The organism is Streptomyces sp. CNX435 (assembly GCF_059570575.1).
Genome location: NZ_JCANTA010000002.1, coordinates 318,043 through 338,086 on the forward strand (window position 1 = coordinate 318,043; position 20,044 = coordinate 338,086).

Here is a 20,044-nt window from a genome sequence, read left to right on the forward strand (position 1 = left end):
TGACGGCAGGCGTCCCCTGGACCCGACGCCGGGCCTTCAGACCACCCGCAGCCGCACCGGCGCCTTCTCCGCCGGCTCCGGCAGCCGCAGCGGCCGAGCGCCCGGCGTGATCGACCCCAGCAGCGCCGCCTCGCGCGCCCCCGTCGCCGACGGCACCGACGCCGGCAGCCCGCACACCGTCAGAAAGCCCAGCAGCGCGAAGAGATACCCCTCCTTGCCCTGCGACGACAGCCCGTAGTCCGCCATCGTCGACACCCGCGCCGGCGCGCACAGCTCCGCCAGCCGCGCCATCAGCGCCGGGTTGCGCACACCGCCGCCGGAGACGACCAGCTCCGCCAGCCCGTACTCCCGGCACGCGCCCGCCACCAGCTCCGCGGTCAGCTCCGTGACGGTCGCGACCAGATCGTCCAGCGCGGGCGGCGCCCCCGCACCCGCCGCCATCCGCTCGCGCAGATACGCGCCGTGGAACAGCTCCTTGCCCGTCGACTTGGGCGCGGCCAGCGCGTAGTACGGCTCGTCCAGGAGCCGCCGCAGCAGCTCCCGGTCCACCGTCCCGCGCCGCGCCCGCGCACCGTCGGTGTCCATCGTCTCCGCGCCGCCCGTGCCGTCGGCCACCGCCGCGTCGATGAGCGCGTTGGCCGGCCCCAGGTCGTACGCGACGACCTCGCCGTCCGGGCCGCGGACCGTGATGTTGGCGATGCCGCCGAGGTTCAGCGCCCCGCGCCGCGGCGGCTCGCCGGCGGCTCCGGTCCTGCCGGCCTCGCCGGGCCCGCCGCCGAGCAGCAGCAGCGCGTCGAGGGTGGAGGCGAGCGGCGCGCCCTGGCCGCCGCGGGCGATGTCGCGGGTGCGTACGTCGGAGACGACGGGCAGCCCGGTGGCCTCGGCGATCCAGGCGGGGCCGCCGAGCTGGAGGGTGCCGCGGGCGCGCCGGCCCTCGACCCAGTGGTAGACGGTCTGCCCGTGCGAGACGACGAGGTCGGCGCGCCCGCCGGCCACCGCGTCGACGGCCTCGGCCGCCACCCGGCCGAAGAACCGGCCCAGTTCGGTGTCGAGCCGGCAGACCTCCGCCACCGTCGTCTGCGCCGGGGGCAGGCAGGCGGCGACGGCGCGGCGCAGCTCGCCGGGGAACGCGGCGCTGTGCAGGCCGCGGGGGTGCAGGAGCAGCTCGTCGCCGACCAGGCGCAGGTCGCAGACGGCGGCGTCCACGGCGTCGTACGAGGTGCCGCTGAGCAGCCCGACGACGGTGAGCGCGGGCTCGGGGTACGGGTGGGTCATCGGGCCATTGTCGTCGGCTGTCGCCGCACGGTTCCGGTGGCGCCGGCGGCGGGCGGTCGGTGGCGTGCGCGGGAGGTGTGGCGGCCGGCGTGGAGGTCGCAGGCCCGGCGGCCGGGTGCCGTCCTTGCGCAGAGGCGCGGCGACGGGCCTGCGACCCCGCCGGGCCAGAACTATACATTTCGGGCATTCCACCGCACCAAGAAGCGCGGCCCGACTTGTCCGGCCCTCTGCTGAAATTTCACAGTAAGCCCATTGACGTCGACCGTTCTCGGCCGTCAAGCTGCCTCCCGTGTGTGTTAACGATAACACAACACTCGACCGAGGGAGCCGCCCGATGTCAGGTCGCCATCCGCCGATCCCCGAACCACCCGCCGCCCCCCGCACGACCACCCCCCACCCCACCCGCTTCGACCGCCGCACCCTGCTCCGCGCCTCCGCCGCCGGGGCATTCGCCACCGCCACCGGCGGGCTGGCCGCCGCCTGCGGCACCGCCGCCGGACAGGGGCCCGGCAAGGTCGCCGTCCACGGTGACAACGCCAACTGGGAAGCGTCGTTCGACGCCGCCGGCAAGGCGATGAAGTCGGTCGCCGGCGTCCGGCTCGTCCCCGAGGTCATCCCGTCCCTCGAGTCCTTCGAGCAGATCGTCAAGTCCTCGCTCCGTACCAACAAGACCCCCGACCTGCTCAAGTACTGGTCCGGGTACCGGCTGCGCGACCTCGCCCGCACCGGTGGCCTGGAGGACCTCACGAACGAGTGGGAGAACGCCGAGTCCCGCGGCTGGGTGGAGCCCACGCTGCGCGAGGCGTTCACCTACGACGGCCGCGTCTACGGGCTGCCGATGAACCTCGCGTACTGGGTGTTCTTCTACAACCCCGAGGTCTTCGCCGAGCACCGCCTCACGGCGCCGAAGACCTGGGACGACTTCCTCACCGCCGGCGCCCGGCTGAAGGACAACGGCATCACCCCGCTGCACGGCACCACCGCCGGCCGCTGGCCCGCGTTCATCTGGTTCCAGGAGGTTCTCAGCCGCCAGGACCCGCGGTTCTACGACGACCTGATGAACGGCCGCGAGCGCTACACCGACCCGCGCGCCGAGCGGGCGCTCCGCACCATCGCCGGCTTCTTCGACAAGGACTGGTTCACGAGCATGGACGTGGACCACAACAACGCGGCGGCGGCCGTCCTGCACGGCGAGGTCGGCATGGTGCCATGCGGCAGCTGGCTCGGCTCCGTCTTCACCGCGGCCGGCGGCAAGCCGGGCAAGAGCGTCGACGCCTTCATCCTGCCCATGGCCGACCCGTCCGCCCGGCCCAGCGTGATCTTCGAGTCCAGCGCGTTCGTCGCCACCGTCAAGGGCACGGACAAGAAGGAGGCGCTGCAGGCCGCGCGCAGCTGGCTGCACCCCGAGGTCGCGACGGCCTTCGCGCACGGCCTCCAGGACGGCAGCCCCAACCCGCAGGTGCAGCCCGCCAACGTGATCATCGAGGGCGTCACCCGGCAGGCGCGGGACGACAACCTCCGGCTGCTCAACCGCTTCTGGGAGCAGGGCCCGCCCGAGCTCGTCGAGTCCACCGTGGACGACCTGGCCGGCATGCTGATCGACCCGCACGCGTACCGCAGCGGGCTGCGGACCATGCAGGAGCGCGCCGACGAGGCGTGGAAGGTGTGGCGGGAGGCGGAGAAGTCATGACCGGCACCGTGAGCACGACCGGCGCCGCCAGGCCCGTACGCGTACGCCGCCGCATCCCCGTCCGCAGCCCGCACCAGGCCGCGAAGGCCGACTCCACGCGCCGCATGGGCGGCCCGCTCGCCGGCGTCCCCTGGGCGCTGCCCGCGCTCGTCCTCGTCGGCGTCCTGCTCGTCTACCCGTTCTTCCGCAGCATCTACGGCAGCCTCTTCGAGGACAACGGCTTCACCAGCAGCTTCACCGGGCTCGACAACTACACCCGGCTCGCCGACGACCCGATCTTCGGCCGGTCGCTGCTGAACACCCTCCTGTGGGTCGCGGGCACCCTGCTGCTGCCCGTGGTCGCGGGCCTCGCCATCGCCGTGGCCACCCACCGGATGCGCCTGGGCTGGCTCGCCCAGCTCGTCATCGTGCTGCCGTTCGCGATCTCCGGCGTCGCCACCGCCGCGCTGTGGCGCTTCATACTCAACACCGACGGCGCGCTCAACGAGGTGCTGCGCGGCGTCGGTCTCGGCTCCTGGGCGCAGGGCTGGCTGCTGGAGTGGCCGCAGAACACCCTGTCGATGATCGTCGCCAGCACCTGGCAGGCCACCGGCCTGAACGTCGTCCTCTTCGCCATCGGCCTGCGCGCCATCCCGAAGGAGACGGTCGAGGCCGCCGAGCTGGACGGCGCCAGGGGCTGGCGGATGTTCCGGCACATCACCCTGCCGCAGCTGCGCGCCGTGACGGTCGTGGTCATCGGCATGGCCATCGTCAACAGCCTGAAGGCGTTCGACATGGTCTGGGCGCTCACCCAGGGCGGCCCCTCGCGCAGCTCCGAGACGCTGGCGCTGACCATGTACCGCGAGGCGTTCCGCCTCTTCCACGTCGGCTACGGATCGGCCATCGCGCTCGTGCTGTCCGTGATCGTCGTCGCGTCCTCGTGGGTGTACCTGCGCCGCCAGATGCCCGGTGCCAAGGACTGAGAGGAGACACCGACATGGGACGCCACATGCGCAACCTCTTCGTCGTCGGCTGCGTGCTGCTCTGGCTGCTGCCGCTCTACCTGCTGGTGGTCAACTCCCTGACCCCGGCGGACGAGTACACCGGCTCGGTCGACTGGACCCCGCAGGGCTTCGCGTTCTTCGACAACCTCAAGAGCGCCTGGGTCGACGCCGGCATCGGCGACGGCTTCGGCAGCTCGATGCTGTACGCCGTGGTGTGCGGCGCCGTCGCCGTGCTGGTCGCCGCCATGGCCGCGTTCGCGGTCATCGTGCTGCCGATCCCCCGGCCGGCCCTGTGGTTCTGGGTGATCTTCTCCGGGACGCTGTTCCCGCTGCAGATCTTCCTCGCTCCGCTGTTCGGCATGTACGCCGACGCCAACCTCTACGACTCCCGCCTCGGCCTGATGCTCGTCTACGCCGCCTGGGCCGTTCCGTTCGCCTTCTTCCTCATCCGCAACCAGATGACGACGGTGCCGCCGGAGATCACCGAGGCGGCGATGATCGACGGGGCGTCGATGCGCCGCATCTTCTGGCGCATCCATGTGCCGCTGATGCGCTCCGGGCTCGGCGCCGCGTTCATCTTCCAGTTCACCGCCGTCTGGAACGACCTGCTGTTCGGCATCACGCTCAGCCGGAGCCCGGAGATCCAGCCGGTGATGGCCACCCTCAACTCGCTCAACCAGGCGTACAGCACCGCGGGACCACCGGTGGTCCTGGCCGGCGCGCTCGTCGTCTCGCTGCCCACGCTCCTCGTCTTCCTGGTGTTCCGCGGCCTGTTCCTGCGCGGCATCACCGCAAGCGCCCGCTGACCCCGACCCCGCCCGCATCAGTGCCCGCGCCGCCGCGGGAGAGTACGGAGACCACCGCATGACCACTCGGGCCCTCGTCAAGACCACCGACTGGGACAACGACCGCATCCGCGACAGCCTGCGCAGCAGCGTCGTCACCGCCGAGGGCACCCTCGCCGGCACCGCCCTGCGCCTGACCCAGGAGCCGCTGCTCAAGCACGCCGACGGCGGCGGGCTGCGGCAGAGCCTGCGCGTCGAGGCGGCCAACGGCGCCGCCCTCCCCGCCGGCTCCCCCGCCGGCCCTCCCACCGGCACCCCCACCGACTTCGTCGTACGGACCGAATCCGGCGCCGCGCTCCCCGTCACCTCGGAGCCGGGCCCCGGCGGCTCCGTACGCCTGCTGCTCCCCGCCGTCGACACCGCCCGGCGCATCACCGTCGGCCTGCCCGACGGCGCCGGCGCCGAAGCGGACGCCGGTATCGAGCTGACGCTCACCCCGCAGCAGCAGTGGACCATCCATCTCGTCCACCACTCCCACCTCGACATCGGCTACACCGACCCCCAGGGCCGCGTCCTCGCCGAACACCTGTCGTTCCTCGACTCCTGCCTGGAGCTGACCCGCGCCACCGACGACTGGCCCGCCGAATCGCGGTTCCGCTGGTGCGTGGAGTCCCTGTGGTCCTTCCGGCAGTGGGCCGACGCCCGCCCCGCCGAGCAGGTCGAGGAGTTCGTACGGCGCGTACGCGAAGGCCGCATCGAGCTGACCGCGATGCCGTTCAACCTCCACACCGAGACCTGCTCCACCGACGAGCTGCACGAACTGCTGCGGCTCGCCCACGAGGTGCGCGACGAGCACGGCGTCGAGTTCACCTCCGCGATGCAGACCGACGTGCCCGGCGCCGTCGTCGGCCTCGTCGACGCGCTCGCCGCCGCGGGCGTCAGGTACCTGTCCGTGGCGCACAACTGGGCCGGCCGGTCCGTGCCCCACCTCGTCGGCGGCGAGAAGCTGCCCCGGCTGTTCCGCTGGCGGGCGCCCAGCGGCAGCAGCATCCTCGTCTGGGTCACCGACACCCCGCACGGCCTGGCCTACATGGAGGGCCCGCTGCTCGGCTTCGACACCGACTACGCCAGCGTCGACGACCTGCTGCCCGCGTACCTGACCTCGCTGGCCAGCAACCCGTACCCGTACCGCGGCGGCATCTTCGGCTGGGCCATGGACGACGCCGACGTCAAGCGCGAGCCGTACCCGTGGGACATCCTGCACCTGCGCGTGCAGGGCAAGTTCGGCGACAACGCGCCGCCCCGGCGGATCATCGCCGACACCGTCCGCCGCTGGAACGAGACCTGGGCCTACCCGCAGCTCAGGCTCTCCCGCAACGAGGACTTCTTCACCGACGCCGAAGCCCGCCTCGGCGACGAGATCCGCACCTTCGAGGGCGACTGGACCGACTGGTGGGTCGACGGCGTCGGCTCCGGCGCCCGCCCGCTGTCGCTGGCCCGTACCGCGCAGGCCACCGTCGCCGACGCCCAGACCCTCGGCACCTTCGCCGGCATCCTCGGCGCCGCCGGCGCCGCCGACGACAGCCGCGACGCGGCCCCCGTCTACGAGGCCGTGTCCCTCTTCGACGAGCACACCTGGGGCGCCGGCGACCCCTGGACCCACGGCGACCACGGCGGCCACAGCGGCGAGGAGCAGTGGCACTGGAAGTACGGGCAGGCGCTGCGCGCCTACGACGACGGCAACACCCTGCTCGACCGGGCCCGCGCCCGCCTCGGCCAGCGGCTCGCGAGCGCGCCCGACGCCGTGTCGTACCACGTCGTCAACACCTGCTCCTGGGCCCGCACCGACGTCGTACGGATCTTCCTGCCGGAGAGCAGCGTGCCGCTGGAACAGCGCGTCGCCGTCCGCGACGCCCGCACCGGCGAGCGGCTGCGGCACGAGGAGCAGCCACAGGTCAACGACGACCACCGGGACGCGGGCCGCTTCCTGCTGGTGTGCGTCGCCGACGTGCCGCCCGCCGGATCCGTACGCCTCGACGTCGTCGCCCAGGGCGCCGACGACGGTGCGCACGACGGCGCGGGCGCCGTCCTGAAGGCCGCCACCGGCTGGAACCCCACCGGCGGCACCGAACAGGAGGACCCCGCCGGGACCGCCGCCGCCGCGCACGCCCAGGCCGACCCCACGCTGCTGGAGAACGAGCACCTCGCGGTCCGCGTCGACCTCGCCCGCGCCTGCGTCGCCTCCGTCGTCGACAAGGCCACCGGCCGCGAACTCGTACGCGGCGGCGACGCGGGCGCCGCCGCCGGCTTCAACGCCTACATCCACGACAGCTACACCACCGCCGGCGGCTTCAACCACAACTCCAGCCGCACCACCGCCTCCGACCGCCTGGAGCACCTGGGCAACCGCTCCGTCGCCCCGCCCGCCGCGCTCATCGCCCGCACGTCCACCGCCACCGCCGAGACCCTCACCTACGAGACCCGCCCCGCCGGCGCCAACCGGGTGCGTACCACGCTGACGCTGCCGCACGGCGCCGCGCGCCTCGACATCGACAACCGCGTCGACAAGGACGCCACCCTCGGCAAGGAGAGCGCCTACTTCGCGTTCCCCTTCGCCTTCGAGTCGCCCACCGTGCGCATGGAGGCCACCGGCGGCGCCACCGGCACCGGCCTGTCCGTCATCCCCGGCTCCGCGCGGCACATGCGGGCCGTACGCCGCTGGGTGACGCTCGCCGACGACGACCTCGCCGTCGCCTGGGCCACGCAGGACGCGCCGCTGGTGCAGTTCGGGAACATCGCGCTGCCGTACGCGCCGTTCCCCAAGACGATGGGCCACGACGAGCCCGCCACCGTCTTCTCCTGGATCCACAACAACCTGTGGGACACCAACTTCCCCAGCGAGCAGGGCTTCGAGTTCACCTTCCGCTACAGCCTCGCCTGCGGCCCCGCCGACGCCACGCCCGCCGGCACCCTCGGCGCCCGCACGTCCGCCGGCCTCAGCCGCCCGCTGCACGCCGTCCGGGCCCGGGCCCCGCACGCCGACGGCCCCGAGGCCCTCGACGGGGTGGCGTTCGCCGAGGTCGGCGACCCGCGGGTACGGCTCGTCGGCGCCACCACCCCCGGCGGGGAGGGCGGCGACGGCGCCGTGCTGCTGCGGCTGCAGTCCTTCGCCGAGGAGCCCGTCGCCTGCCCCGTACGCGCCCTCTTCCCCGTCACCGGGGCCGGGCTCGCCGACTACCTCGGCCGCCCGGGAGACGACCTGCCGGTACGGGACGGAGAGGTCACCGTCGACCTCCCCGCCCTCGGCACGACCGCGGTGCTCTTCCGGCGCCGCTGAACACATCCGAAGGAGACTGCGTGTACCGGCTCGACCCGCGCTACGCACCCGCCCCGCCGGCCGTCCTCACCACCGGCTGGCGGGCCGTGGCGGCGGAACTCCCGCACGGCCCGGCGGTGCTGGCCGTCGAGGGACCGCCTTCCGCGGACTGGGACGTCCTCGCCGGCCGGCTCCGGCACGAGCTGACCGCCCGCGGCACGGCGGTGACCCTGCTCGACGTACGGCGCCACTACGCGCGCCCCGACGAGGTCAGGCGCCGCACCGAGCGGGCCGGGGACGCCACCGACCCGTACTACTGCAAGCTCGCCGAGAACCCCCTCGACGACCTCTTCGACACCCCGCCCGAGGCCACCCGCCCCGGCACCGGGCTGCTGCTGGTCTACGGGCCGGGCGCCGCCGTCGTACCGCACGACCTGCTCTGGTACGCCGACGTGCCCAAGCGCTACGCCGAGGCCGCCGTCACCGCCGGCACCACCGGCGCCAACCTCGGCCTGCCCGGCGAAGCACCCGCCCACCGGCGGCTGTTCTACGTCGACTGGCCCATGCTCGACCGCCACCGCGACGCCCTCGCCCGGCGCATCGACGGCTGGCTCGATGTCCAGGATCCCGACCACCCCGCCCACCTCGACGGCGACGGCCTGCGCGGCACCCTCGCCGCCCTCGCCCGCCGGCCCGTACGCACCCGGCCGTACTTCAACTCGACCCCGTGGGGCGGCCACTGGGCCCAGCGCGAGCTGGGCTTCAACCCGGGAGCGCGCAACACCGCCCTCGGCTACGAACTGATCGCGCCCGAAGCCGGCATCCTCGTCGGCACCGGCCCCGACGCGCAGGCCGAAGTGCCGTTCCAGCTCATGTGCGCCCTCGCCCCCGAGGACGTCCTCGGCGCCGAGGTGCACGCCCGCTTCGGCACCTCGTTCCCCATCCGCTTCGACTACCTCGACACCGTCGACGGCGGCAACCTCTCGCTGCACTGCCACCCCCGGGAGGCGTACATGCGCGAGCGGTTCGGCTGGCCGTACACCCAGCACGAGACGTACTACATGACGCTCGGCGGCACCGGCACGAAGGTGTACCTCGGGCTGCGCGAGGACGCCGACGTCGGGCAGTTCCGCAAGGAGATCGAGAATGCCGTCGGCGACGCGGTGCCCATGGACCCCGAGGACCACGTCCAGGCCTTCCCGGCCGAGCGCGGGCAGTTGTTCATGATCCCCGCCGGCACGCCCCACGCCAGCGGCGCCGGCAACCTCGTCCTGGAGATCAGCGCCACCCCGTACCTCTACAGCCTCCGCTTCTACGACTGGCTGCGCCCCGACGCCGACGGCAACCCGCGGCCCCTGCCGTACGAACACGGCCTCGCGAACCTCGACACCGCGCGGCGCGGCGACGCCGTAGCCCGGGAGCTGGTGCAGCCGCCGCGCGCACTGCGCGCGGGACCGGGCTGGCGCGAGGAGCTGCTCGGTGCGCTCGACGAGATGTTCTACGAGGTCAGGAGGTACACCCTGGACGAGGGAGCCGAGGCAGACGACGACACCGGGGGCCGCTTCCACGTCCTCAACGTCGCGGAGGGAGAAGGCGTGACCGTGCACACCGCGGCCGGCCACACCCACGAGCTGTCGTACGCCGAGACGCTGACGGTGCCCGCGGCCGTCGGCGGCTACCGGCTGGTGGCCGCCGCGGGCGGCGGGCCGGTGCGGGTCGTGAAGGCCCTCGTCAGCAAGGCCGCCGGCCGTTGATCCCCGTCCTGGAGATCGGCGGCACGCACGTCACCGCCGCGCTGGTCTCCCCGCGGACCGCCGCCGTGACCAGCCGCGTGCGGCGCCCGCTGGACGCGCAGGGCCGCGCCGGGGACATCCTCGGCGCGGTCCTGCGCTGCGCGCGCCGCCTGCCCGCGGCGCCCGCGGCGGCGCGGTGGGGCGTGGCGGTGCCCGGGCCGTTCGACTACGCGAACGGCGTCGCGCTCTTCGCGGGCGTCGGGAAGTTCGCGTCGCTGTACGGGGTGGACGTGCGGGCGGCGCTGCTCGACGGGCTGCCGGGGAACCCGTCGGACGTCGCCTTCCGCAACGACGCGCACGCCTTCCTCACCGGCGAGTGGACCGCGGGCGCCGCCCGCGGCCACGCCCGCGCCGTGGGCATCACCCTGGGCACGGGCGTCGGCTCGGCGTTCCTCGCGGACGGCGTGCCGTGCACGACGGGCCCGGGGGTGCCGCCGGAGGGCCGGATGGACCTGGCGCGGATCGACGGCCGCCCGCTGGAGGAGGTGGTCTCCCGCCGGGCGATCCTTGCCCGGTACGGGGCCGCCGCGGGCGCCGGCGGCGGGGAGGGGACGGGTTCCGGGGACGGCGACTTCGGGACGGCTGCGGGTTCCGGCAACGGATCCGGGTCGGCGGGGGAGTACGGCGACCCGGCGCGCGCGCACGGCGGCGGGGCCGCCGGCGCCCCGTGGCGGACGCGGCCCCCGGCGGGTCCGAACGGCGTGACCGTTCCGGCCTCCGGCGCGGTTGTCGACGTGCGGGAGATCGCGGAGCGGGCGCGGGCGGGGGAGGAGCGGGCCCGCCGGGTGCTGGACGCGGCGTTCGGTGCACTCGGCGCCGAACTGGGGCCGCGGCTGGCGGCGTTCGGGGCGACGACGCTCGTCGTCGGCGGCTCGATGGCGGAGTCCTGGGACCTGGTCGCCCCGCCCCTGGCCGCCGCCCTTGGGGCGGGCGGCTGGCAACCGGCCGCCGAGGGAGCGGTGGGTGCCGCGGCCGGCACGCCGCCGCGCGGCGGGCGCACGGGTGGGGGCCCCGGCCCGGCGCGACACGACCGGCCGCCGGGACCCGGCCGCCCTTCGCGGCCGGACTGTCCGTCGCACCCCGACCGGCCCTCGGCACTCGACCGCCCGGCGCACGCCGACCTCCCGCCGGGCCCCGGCCTCCCGGCCGGCGGCCGGGCGCCTCGCAGCGGGCGCGACGCGGCGTGGGAGACGCGCCGTACGCCCGACGGGCCCCGCCCCGGCGACCCGCCCGACTCCGCCGGCCCATCACCGGGCACCCGGCGGCTGGTACGCGCCCTCCTCGGCGAGGACGCCGGGCTGATCGGCGCCGCCGCTGCCGCCGGAGGCGCCGGGTGACGCCCGGCGAGCGCGGCGCCGGGTGGGAGGCGGGCCGTATGCCCTGTGCGGCCTGTACAAAAAGGCGGCCCGCTCCCCGGCGCAATCCGGTCGGTGCGCGCTCTGCTCTGCGCGAATGCCGGGCTCATCACAGCCGCCGCCGCGCCTGCCGCGGCCGACTCCGGGGGTGCCGGGTGACGCCCGGCGCCGGCGGCGGGCCGGCCGGGCGCCAGGCGCAGCCGACGCTGCGGGACGTCGCCGAACGCGCCGCGGTCAGCGCCATGACCGTCTCCCGCGTCCTGCGCGACGACCCCAGGGTGCTGCCCGCCACCGCCGCCCGCGTCCGCGCTGCCGTCGCCGAACTCGGCTACCGGCGCAACGAGGTCGCCCGCAGCCTCCGCCTCGGCCGCGGCACCGGGCTCGTCGGCCTCGTCGTCACCAACCTCGCCAACCCCTTCTACTCCCGCCTCGCCCTCGGCGTCGACGCCGTCGTCGCCGAGCACGGCCTCAAGGCCGTCATCGGCAACACCGGCCAGGACCCCGACACCGAACGCAGCCTCGTCGAGGACCTCGTCGCCCGCCGCGTCGACGGCATCGTCGCCGTCCCCGCCGGCGGCGACCAGCGGCACCTGGCCGCCGCCGCGGCCGAAGGGGTGCCAGTCGTGCTGGCCAGCCGCCCGCCCACCGGGTTCGCCGCCGACCACGTACTCGTCGACGACTACGGCGGGGCCCGCGCGGCGACCGAGCGGCTGCTCGCCGCCGGGCACCGCCGCGTCGGCTTCCTCGGCTCCCCGCCCGCCGTCTACACCGGCACCGAGCGGCTCCGCGGCTACGCCGCCGCCCTCGCCGCCGCCGGGCTGCCCGTCGACGACACGTACGTACGGCGCGGGCAGCGGCAGACCGCCGAGGCCGCCCTCGCCGCCGCCGGGCTGCTCGCCCTGCCCGACCCGCCGACCGCGCTGTTCTGCTCCAACAACCGCAACACCATCGGCGCCTTCCGCGCCATCCGGGCCGCCGGCACCGCCACCGCCCTCGCCGGCTTCGACGACTTCGAGATGGCCGACGCGCTCGGACTGCCGCTCACCCTCGTCGCGTACGACACCGACGAACTCGGCCGCGAGGCCGGCCGTCTGCTGCTCGCCCGCCTCGGCGCCCGCACCGGCACGGGCGCGGGCGCGGACACGGACCCGGTACCCGCGGCGCCGGAGCGCCGGACCGTGATCCCGACCACCCTGGTCGCCTACGGCACCCCCGACCCGTAACGGGTTCCGCGCACCCCGTCCGCCGACGTCCATGTAACATCCGCTATCTGGATGAGCCATCTTCCCGCCAGGGGGACGGGGACCGGAGACTGGGACGGAGGTCGCGATGGCGGCAACGGGAGGCACCGCGTCGGGCACGCAGAGCGTGGAGCGGGCGCTGTCACTGCTGTCGTACTTCACCGACGAGCAGCCCGAACGCCGCATCGCCGAGCTTGTCGAGCTGAGCGGTCTCGGCCAGTCCACGGTGTCCCGGCTGGTCGCCGCCCTGGAGTCGCTGGGCTATCTCGTACGCGACGAGCGCAGCGGACTGCACCGCATCGGCCCCAAGGTCGTCGAACTCGCCGGCGTCGCCCTCAACCAGTCCGCCGTCCACCGCGCCGCCCGCCAGGTCGCCCAGAACCTCGCCCACGAACTCGGCCTCGGCGCCAACGTCGCCGAACGCCACGGCGACCGCATGTTCTACCTCTGCCACTTCGAGGGCCCCCGCGCACCGCGGTCCTTCACCCTCACCGGGCGCTCCGCCCCGCTGCACGCCACCGCCATGGGCAAGGCGCTGCTCTCCGGGCTCTCCGAGGACGCGGTCCGCGACGTCATGGGCCCCGACTACCCCGAGTACACCCGCAAGACGATCACCGACCTCCCCGGGCTGCTCGACGCGCTGGAGGAGACCCGCAACCGCGGCTACGCCACCGAGGTCGAGGAGCTGGCGTTCGGCCGCGCCTGCCTCGCCGCGCCCGTACGCGACCGCTCCGGCGCGGTCGTCGCCGCGCTGTCCGTCTCCGGCTCGCTGTCCGCGATGGACCTGGGGGCGCGGCAGGACACGCTCGCCGCCCGGACCGTCGAGTACGCCGACCAGATCTCCACCGGCCTCGGCTTCCTCGCCCACGCCCGCCCCGCCGCCCTCTGACCCGGCCGCGCGCCCCCGCGGGACACAGGTGAGCCCGGTCCCGGGGTGCGGCCCTCGGGACCGGGCTCCGGCGGCCGTCGGCCGAACCCTCGACGGCGACGACCGCCCGCTTCACCGGGAGGCGCGCACGGCCTCCCGCCCACCAGCCGGCAGTCGTGCCCCGCGCGCAGCGGGAACCCGACCGCGCCGGTGACGGGGTCCACGGAGAAGCCGACCGCGCGGTCGGCGGTCGTGTCCAGCACCTTCAGCGACTTCGCGGGCCAGCCCGCGTTCGCGTTCACGATCCTCGAACTCCGCCTCCCGTCACCGTAGTCGTACCCGGAGTCCCGCGTCACCGGGCCCCGCCACCCCTGCCACTCCGGCACCCCGCTCCGCGCCGCCTGCGTCGGCGGCAGCAGCACCGGCAGCAGCGCGCCGCGCGCCGTCCGCGCCGTACCGCCTCCGCGCACGCTCACTCCTCGATCAGGCGCGCGACGTCGTCACCGGCCGTCCGCATCGCGTCCTTCGCCGAGGAGTCGCCCACCAGCACCGCCTGCACCTGCTTGGCGACGGCCTCCTCGATCTGCGCGTTGTTCGCGTACGTCCAGAACGGGCCGGGCGTCGCCGTCGCCGTGATCTTCTCCGTCCACTCGGTCGTGAACGTGTCCGACGCACCTCCGGGGCCGCCAGCCCCTTCGCCGTCGTCGGCGGCAGCGCCAGCTTCCCGAAGTAGTCGACGACCGTGGCCTGGTCGGAGGTCGTGTGCACGGCGAAGTCCGTCGCCGACGACGAACCGTCGCCCTTCGTCACCACGATGACGTGACCCCACAGCAGCGCCTGCGGGTCGTCCCCCTGCTTCAGCACCGGCCGCGGCACCGCGACCATCGCCTCCGCCAGCGACTCGTCCTCTGCCTCCGCCAACGTCGCGCCCTTGCCGACCAGCGCGTCGTCGTAGAAGCCCACCTTGCCCTGCGCGAACAGCGCGCGGGCGTCGAACCGGTCCACCGCCTTGGCGAGCAGCTTCTCGTCGTAGAGCTTCTTGAACCACTCCACGGCGTCCACCGACGCGTCGTCGCCGATCGTGACCTTGCCGTCCTCGATGATCGAGCAGCCGAAGGTCTGGATCCACGGGAAGATGTCCTTGAGCTGCTCTACCGCGGCGGCCGGCGAGGTCCCACAGGGCGATGTCGACGGCGGCGAGCGCGTCGGCCTGGCCGGGCACCTCGGGCCCGACCGGCGCCAGCGCCTCGCCCCAGCCCTCGGTCCCGTCGTCGGCGAGGACGCGGACGAGCAGGGTCTCGAAGCGGGCGGAGTGCAGGCTGCGCCAGGCCTCGCGCACCACGTAACCGCGGTCCTCGGTGAGATCGCTGCCGTCGTCGAGCCGCCCGAGATACGCCTCGCCGTGCGGCAGCTTCAGCGCGTAGACGCGGACATCGGCGATGCGGGTCATGCTCACCATCCTGCTTCGGCAACCGGCTCAGGCGATGGCAGATTCCCACATCATGCAAGCAATATGCAAGAAGTGCATTGACCTTTACGAGAGAGGACCCCGGTGAGCGGCAACACCCCTGAGCCGCTCACCGGGTGCTTGTGGACCCCGACGGCGTGCCTCAGGCGTTCCGTACCAGCCCCATGTACTTCGTCCAGTTCCAGTGGGGGCCCGGGTCGCTGTGGGTGGCGCCGGGGACCTCGTTGTGGCCGATGATGTGGCTGCGGGTGCGCGGGATTCTGTAGCGGTCGCAGATCGCCGCGGTCAGCTGCGCGGACCGCCGGTACATCACGTCCGTGAACCAGGCCGGCCGGTCCACCCAGCCCTCGTGTTCGATGCCGATGCTGCGGGTGTTGTAGTTCCAGTTGCCGGCGTGCCAGGCGATGTCCTTCTCGCGGACGAACTGGGCGACGTAGCCGTCCGCCGAGGCGATGAGGTAGTGCGAGGAGACGTCGCGGCTGGGGTTCTGGAAGATGTCCACGGCGTCCTGGAAGTACTCCTGGGTCACGTGCACGACCACGAAGTCCACCGGGTACGAGGACGGGCGGCTGGAGACGGTGTAGTTGGACGGGTCCGCGGGAATCCAGTGCGTCGGGGGGTACTGCGCCGCCTGCGCGGGGGTGGCGGCGAGGCCGCCGAAGCCGGCCGCCGCGGCGGTGGCGGCGGCGCCCTGGAGCAGCCGCCTGCGGGGGAGGTTCGCGAAGTCCATGGGGCTCCTGATAGCGGAGGGAGGGACATTTGCGCGTACATGACAGTCCAGAACCATCATGAAGACACGTCACGCCGCTGCCAAGGCATGGCCGGACTTGCCAATGGGCGTACCAAAGACGGCGGCCGGGGAGCGTTGACGCCGGCGGGCGGGGGTCAGCCGGCGACGACGGCGCCCGGCGCCTCCATGACGGCGTCGATCACGCTCAGCGCCGCACCCAGCAGCGGCCCCTCGGCGCCGAGGGCGGAGACGGTCAGCCGTACGGTACGGGCCGGGTCGGCGACCCGGCGGCCCAGTTCGCGTTCGACCGCGGGCACCACCCACGGCGCCAGGCCGGCGAGCGCGCCGCCCAGCACGACGGCCTCCGGGTCGAGCACGTTCACGGTGCCGGCGATCGCGATGCCGAGTGCGCCGCCCGCCTCGTGCAGCGCCGCCCGCACCCGGGCGTCGCCGTCGGCGGCGCGGGCGGACAGCATGGCGATGCGCCCACGGGGGCCGGGGTGTTCGGCGCGGGCCCGCTCGGGGTCGATACCGGAGGCCCGCAGGACGGCCTCCTCGCCGGCGTACTGCTCCAGGCACCCGCGCCCGCCGCAGGCGCACGGCCGCCCCTGCGGGCGCACCGGCACGTGCCCCAGCTCGCCGGCGAACCCGTGCGCCCCGCGCAGCAGTTCGCCGTCCATGACGACGGCGGCCCCGATGCCGATCTCGGCGGAGACGTGCAGAAAGTTCCGCCCCGGGCCGGAGGTGTCGGCACCCGCCGGACGCGGCGTACGCGCCGTGCCCGGGCCGGCGGTGTCCGTGCCCGTGCCGGCGGTCTCCCCGTCCGCCCCGCCGGCGCCGCGCGTCAGGCGCTGTTCCGCCAGCGCGCCGAGGTTCGCCTCGTTGCCCACGCGGGCCGGCGGGGCGGACGGCAGCAGCGGGCGGAGGTCGACGCCCTGCCAGCCGAGGTTCGGGGCCCGTACGACCGTCGACTCGTCGCGCGCGATCAGGCCCGGGACCGCCACCGTCAGCCCGGTCGGCGTCAGGCCCTCGCCCCGTACCTGGTCCGTCACCTGCTCGATCAGCCCGGTGAGCCGCGCCAGCACCGGCCCCGGCGGGTGGTCGCGGTTCGCCGCGCCGGCCGCGACCCGGGCCCGTACCCGGCCGCTCAAGTCCACCGCGCAGACCGCGAGGTGGTCCACGCCGATCTCGGCGCCGAGCCCGCACGGCCCGCGGTCGTTGAGCGCGAGCGCGCTGCCGGGCCGGCCCACCGTACCCGGGCGGCCCGGACCCAGCTCCACGAGCAGGCCAGCCCGCAGCAGCTCGTCGACGACCGCCGCGACCCCCGCCCGCGTCATGCCGATCCGCGCCGCCACGGCCGCGCGCGACAGCGGGCCCTCGGCGGCCACGGCGCGCAGCGCCAGGGACAGGTTCTGCTGCCGCAGGGCCTGCTGCGTGCGGGGAGACGGCGCCGACACGGGCGACTCCTTCATGGCGGTGGGGACGGCCACGGTGGGCCGTGGCACGACGACCCTACGACCTGGCGGCCCGGGGCCGGAGCCCGCCGTCAGCCCCGACACCCGTAGTTGCTCGTAACGCGCAGAAAATCTTGGTAGGACTGCTTGTTTCGCGCAGGTTGCGTAGGCATGATGTCCGTGTCCGAACGGACGTCCACAGCGAAGTCGGAGGAGGATCGGCGTGGATCTTCAGCTCTTGGCGGCGCTCGTGCTCGGTATCGCCACGATCATCGTCATCGTGCTGCGCACCAGGCTCGACGCCTTCGTCGCCCTGCTCGTCGCCTCACTGGTGACGGGCTTCGTCGCGGGTGCGCCCGCCACGGACATCCTCGATTCGATCACCGCCGGCTTCGGCTCGACGCTCGGGTCCATCGGCATCGTGATCGGCCTCGGCGTCGGCCTGGGCAAGATCCTGGAAGTCTCCGGCGCCGCGAACGCGCTGGCCAAGGCGTTCGTCCGGGCGTTCGGCAAGGGCCGGGAGCCGTGGGCGATGGGCACGACCGGCGCGGTCGTCTCGATCCCGGTGTTCTGCGACTCCGGCTACGTGATCATGAACCCGCTCGCCCGCTCCATTGCCCGCGTCAAGCGCGCCGGCTATGTGACGCTGGCGCTCGCGCTGGGCTGCGGCATGACCCTCACCCACCATCTGGTGCCGCCGACGCCGGGCCCGCTGGGCGTGGCCGGCATCCTCGACGCCGAGCTCGGCGCGCTGGTGCTGGCGGGCCTGTGCTTCTCCGCCGTGCTGCTGCCCGTCGTGATCGGGTACGCGCGCTGGATGGGGCCGAAGCTGGAGAGCGAGGTGTCGGAGGAGGTCCGCGAGGCCGTCTACGGCAAGGCCGCGGTCACCGCCGGCGTCGGCGCCGGGTCCGGTTCCGGGTCCGGCGCCGGGTCCGCGGGGTCGCCGGCCGGCCTGTCCACGACCGACGATGTCCCGGAGGACCTGGAGCCGGAGCGCGACCCGGCCGCCGCCCTCGGCGCCCCGCCGCCCGGCGCGAAGCCGCACCGAATGAGCGCCGGCCTCGCCACCCTGCCGCTGCTGGTGCCGCTGCTGCTCATCGTGGCCAACACGGTGGCCGCCGCCATCGACCAGGACCGCCAGGGCGTGGTCGGCTCCGACGACTACGAGCCCTCGGCCCTGCCGAAGGCCCTGGCGTTCATCGGCAGCCCCGTCGTGGCCCTCATGATCGGCATCGTGCTCGCGGTGTACGTGCTGCTGCCCCGCTGGACGACCCGCAGCCAGGTCAGCGGCTGGCTCTCCGAGGCCGCCGCGTCCGCCGGACTCATCATCCTCATCACCGGCGCGGGCGGTGCGCTGGGCCAGGTGCTGCGCGACAGCGGCGTCGGCGACGAGCTGGCCGAGGCCATCTCGTCCTGGAACCTGCCGGGCGTGCTGGTGCCCTTCCTCATAGCCTCGCTGGTGCGGGTCGCGCAGGGCTCCGGCACGGTGGCGATGATCACCGCCGCGTCTGTCACCGCGCCGCTCATCGACGGTCTCGGCATCTCCGCGCTGCTCGCCGCACTGGCCTGCTGTGCCGGCTCGATGGTCTTCAGCTACTTCAACGACTCCTACTTCTGGGTCGTCACCCGCTTCACCGGCCTCGACGGGATCGCGGCCATCCGCGGCTGGTCGGGGATCACCACGGCCGTGTGGCTCGGCTCGCTGCCGCTGCTGCTGATCGCGAGCACGTTCATATGAGTGGGCCGGCGAGCGTACGGCCGGGCGGCAGGCGGGCGGCCGTGCTGGTGGCCGCGGACGACCTGACGGGCGCGAACGCCACGGCGGCGGGCTTCGCCCGGGCCGGGCTGCGCGCCGTGACGGCCGGCGCCGACCAGGGGCCGGACGTCCTCGCCGGCCTCGCGGAGCGGTTCGACGCCGTGGTGGTGAGCACCGACAGCCGGCACTGCCCGCCCGCGGAGGCGGCGCGCCGGGTGGCCGCGGCCGTCCGCGCCGGCTGGCCCGCCGAGCTGGTCAGCCACCGGGTCGACTCCACCCTCCGGGGCAACGTCGGGGCCTCCACCGAGGCCGTGCTGCACGCCGTGCGCGCGGCCTCCGGCCGACGGGCCGTGGCCCTGTGCGCACCGGCCCACCCCGAGGCGGGCCGGCACACCGTGCAGGGCACCCAACTGCTCGACGGTGTACGGCTGGAGGAGACCGAGCTGGCCCGCGACCCGCGCTCTCCCGTGCCCACCTCGGACGTCGCGGAGCTGCTGCGCCGGCAGGCGGACCTGCGGATCGCGCGCGTGCCGCTGTCGGTGGTCACCGCCGAAGGCGGGACGCTCCTCGCCCGTCTCGACAAGGCGGTCGCCGATGGCGCCGAGGTGATCGTCGCCGACGCGCTGACCGTCGAGCACCTGGAGCGCACCGCCGCCGCGGCCGTCGCCGTCGGCGGCGACGGGATCGTGTGGACCGGCGTCGACTCCGGGCCCGGTTCGGTGGCACTGGCCCGCGCGCTCGGCATCACCGGCCGCACCGCCGGCGCCCCGGTGCTCGCCGTCTCCGGGTCCGCCACCGCGCTCACCCGCACCCAGCTGGCCCGGCTGCGGTCCGCCGAGCCGGTGCGCGTCGTACGGCCCGTCACCGCACCCGGCTCACCCGTCCCCGAGCCCGCCGGCACCGCCGGGGCGCTGGCGGCGGAGCTGGCCGCCGCGGGCCCCGGCGAAGTCGTCCTGCTCGCGACCGTGCTGGACGAGGCGGACGTCGTCGGCCTCGACCCCGCGGACGCGGCGCGGCTGCCGGCGGAGCTGGCCCGCACGGTCCGTACCGCCCTCGAACGGCAGCCCGTCGACGGCCTCTTCGCCACCGGCGGCGACGTGTCCGCCGCGCTCTTCGCCGCGCTGGGCGCGGCCGGGCTCGACGTCGAGGAGGAGCTGGAACCCCTGGCGGTCGCCGGCAGCTTCGTCGGCGGTGACTGGGCCGGCCTGCCGGTCGTCACCAAGGGCGGCCTGATCGGCGACGCCGACACCACCGTCGCCTGCATCGCCCACCTGCGCCGGGCGGCAGCCGCCGCCCGGCGGCACGTTCCGGCAGCCGGGAGACGTTGAGC

The 20,044-nt window shown here is 74.7% G+C and carries 15 protein-coding genes and 1 pseudogene; 12 read left to right on the forward strand and 4 right to left on the reverse strand.

Translation table 11 applies throughout. From position 1 onward, the window contains the following. Positions 1-36: 36 nt before the first annotated feature. Positions 37-1,275: an anhydro-N-acetylmuramic acid kinase gene (locus tag T328_RS04755; RefSeq protein ID WP_496494572.1), complete on the reverse strand. Its 1,239-nt coding sequence runs from the start codon at positions 1,273-1,275 to the stop codon at positions 37-39. A gap of 334 nt (positions 1,276-1,609) precedes the next feature. Here T328_RS04755 and T328_RS04760 point away from each other — a divergent pair, with 334 nt between their 5' ends. The 9 genes and pseudogenes from T328_RS04760 (at position 1,610) to T328_RS04800 (ending at position 13,639) form a co-directional block, all read left to right on the forward strand. Further along, the gene (locus tag T328_RS04760; RefSeq protein ID WP_496494573.1) at positions 1,610-2,965 is read left to right on the forward strand and encodes an ABC transporter substrate-binding protein; all 1,356 of its coding nucleotides are present in this window, start codon (positions 1,610-1,612) and stop codon (positions 2,963-2,965) included. Further along, positions 2,962-3,927, forward strand: coding sequence for a carbohydrate ABC transporter permease (locus T328_RS04765; protein WP_496494574.1), 966 nt, complete (start codon positions 2,962-2,964; stop codon positions 3,925-3,927). The genes T328_RS04760 and T328_RS04765 overlap by 4 nt, the downstream gene beginning before the upstream one ends. A 14-nt stretch (positions 3,928-3,941) precedes the next feature. Further along, positions 3,942-4,754: a carbohydrate ABC transporter permease gene (locus tag T328_RS04770; RefSeq protein ID WP_496494575.1), complete on the forward strand. Its 813-nt coding sequence runs from the start codon at positions 3,942-3,944 to the stop codon at positions 4,752-4,754. Between the two features lie 58 nt (positions 4,755-4,812). Continuing rightward, positions 4,813-8,070 carry a glycoside hydrolase family 38 N-terminal domain-containing protein gene (locus tag T328_RS04775; protein WP_496494576.1) on the forward strand — a complete coding sequence of 1,086 codons (3,258 nt, stop codon included), beginning with the start codon at positions 4,813-4,815 and terminating at the stop codon, positions 8,068-8,070. 20 nt (positions 8,071-8,090) lie between these two features. Continuing rightward, on the forward strand, positions 8,091-9,803 hold the full coding sequence (locus T328_RS04780; protein WP_496494577.1) for a class I mannose-6-phosphate isomerase: 1,713 nt from the start codon (positions 8,091-8,093) through the stop codon (positions 9,801-9,803). Next, positions 9,800-10,852, forward strand: a pseudogene (locus tag T328_RS04785) (ROK family protein); the annotation flags it as partial. The gene T328_RS04780 and the pseudogene T328_RS04785, both read left to right, overlap by 4 nt. Before the next feature lie 500 nt (positions 10,853-11,352). After that, positions 11,353-12,420 carry a LacI family DNA-binding transcriptional regulator gene (locus T328_RS04790; protein ID WP_496494578.1) on the forward strand — a complete coding sequence of 356 codons (1,068 nt, stop codon included), beginning with the start codon at positions 11,353-11,355 and terminating at the stop codon, positions 12,418-12,420. Positions 12,421-12,526: 106 nt separating this feature from the next. Beyond that, the gene (locus tag T328_RS04795) at positions 12,527-13,327 is read left to right on the forward strand and encodes an IclR family transcriptional regulator (RefSeq protein ID WP_496494579.1); all 801 of its coding nucleotides are present in this window, start codon (positions 12,527-12,529) and stop codon (positions 13,325-13,327) included. A 189-nt stretch (positions 13,328-13,516) separates the two neighbouring features. Continuing rightward, a complete protein-coding gene (locus T328_RS04800) occupies positions 13,517-13,639 on the forward strand; it encodes a hypothetical protein (RefSeq protein ID WP_496494580.1) in 123 nt (40 codons plus the stop codon). 150 nt (positions 13,640-13,789) lie between these two features. Here T328_RS04800 and T328_RS04805 read toward each other — a convergent pair whose 3' ends face one another. Then, the gene (locus T328_RS04805) at positions 13,790-14,368 is read right to left on the reverse strand and encodes a hypothetical protein (RefSeq protein WP_496494581.1); all 579 of its coding nucleotides are present in this window, start codon (positions 14,366-14,368) and stop codon (positions 13,790-13,792) included. Here T328_RS04805 and T328_RS04810 point away from each other — a divergent pair. Further along, entirely contained in the window at positions 14,346-14,837 is a 492-nt protein-coding gene (locus T328_RS04810) for a hypothetical protein (RefSeq protein ID WP_496494582.1), read from the forward strand. The two genes, T328_RS04805 and T328_RS04810, sit on opposite strands and share 23 nt — an antisense overlap. A gap of 79 nt (positions 14,838-14,916) precedes the next feature. Here the strand turns inward: T328_RS04810 and T328_RS04815 are convergent, their stop codons facing one another. Continuing rightward, a complete protein-coding gene (locus T328_RS04815; RefSeq protein WP_496494583.1) occupies positions 14,917-15,504 on the reverse strand; it encodes an N-acetylmuramoyl-L-alanine amidase in 588 nt (195 codons plus the stop codon). A gap of 155 nt (positions 15,505-15,659) precedes the next feature. Continuing rightward, entirely contained in the window at positions 15,660-16,961 is a 1,302-nt protein-coding gene (locus T328_RS04820; RefSeq protein WP_496494584.1) for an ROK family transcriptional regulator, read from the reverse strand. Positions 16,962-17,181: 220 nt separating this feature from the next. On the opposite strand from T328_RS04820, the gene T328_RS04825 reads away from it, so the two are divergent. Both T328_RS04825 and T328_RS04830 read left to right on the forward strand, forming a co-directional pair. Continuing rightward, positions 17,182-18,696, forward strand: coding sequence for a GntP family permease (locus T328_RS04825; RefSeq protein ID WP_496494585.1), 1,515 nt, complete (start codon positions 17,182-17,184; stop codon positions 18,694-18,696). Next, a complete protein-coding gene (locus T328_RS04830; protein ID WP_496494586.1) occupies positions 18,693-20,042 on the forward strand; it encodes a four-carbon acid sugar kinase family protein in 1,350 nt (449 codons plus the stop codon). The genes T328_RS04825 and T328_RS04830 overlap by 4 nt, the downstream gene beginning before the upstream one ends. Positions 20,043-20,044 lie beyond the last annotated feature (2 nt).

Bases quoted from the DNA above. Each gene is read 5' to 3' on its own strand.
- T328_RS04755 (WP_496494572.1), bottom strand. From the start codon at position 1,275: ATGACCCACCCGTACCCCGAGCCCGCGCTCACCGTCGTCGGGCTGCTC.
- T328_RS04760 (WP_496494573.1), top strand. From the start codon at position 1,610: ATGTCAGGTCGCCATCCGCCGATCCCCGAACCACCCGCCGCCCCCCGC.
- T328_RS04765 (WP_496494574.1), top strand. From the start codon at position 2,962: ATGACCGGCACCGTGAGCACGACCGGCGCCGCCAGGCCCGTACGCGTA.
- T328_RS04770 (WP_496494575.1), top strand. From the start codon at position 3,942: ATGGGACGCCACATGCGCAACCTCTTCGTCGTCGGCTGCGTGCTGCTC.
- T328_RS04775 (WP_496494576.1), top strand. From the start codon at position 4,813: ATGACCACTCGGGCCCTCGTCAAGACCACCGACTGGGACAACGACCGC.
- T328_RS04795 (WP_496494579.1), top strand. From the start codon at position 12,527: ATGGCGGCAACGGGAGGCACCGCGTCGGGCACGCAGAGCGTGGAGCGG.
- T328_RS04815 (WP_496494583.1), bottom strand. From the start codon at position 15,504: ATGGACTTCGCGAACCTCCCCCGCAGGCGGCTGCTCCAGGGCGCCGCC.
- T328_RS04830 (WP_496494586.1), top strand. From the start codon at position 18,693: ATGAGTGGGCCGGCGAGCGTACGGCCGGGCGGCAGGCGGGCGGCCGTG.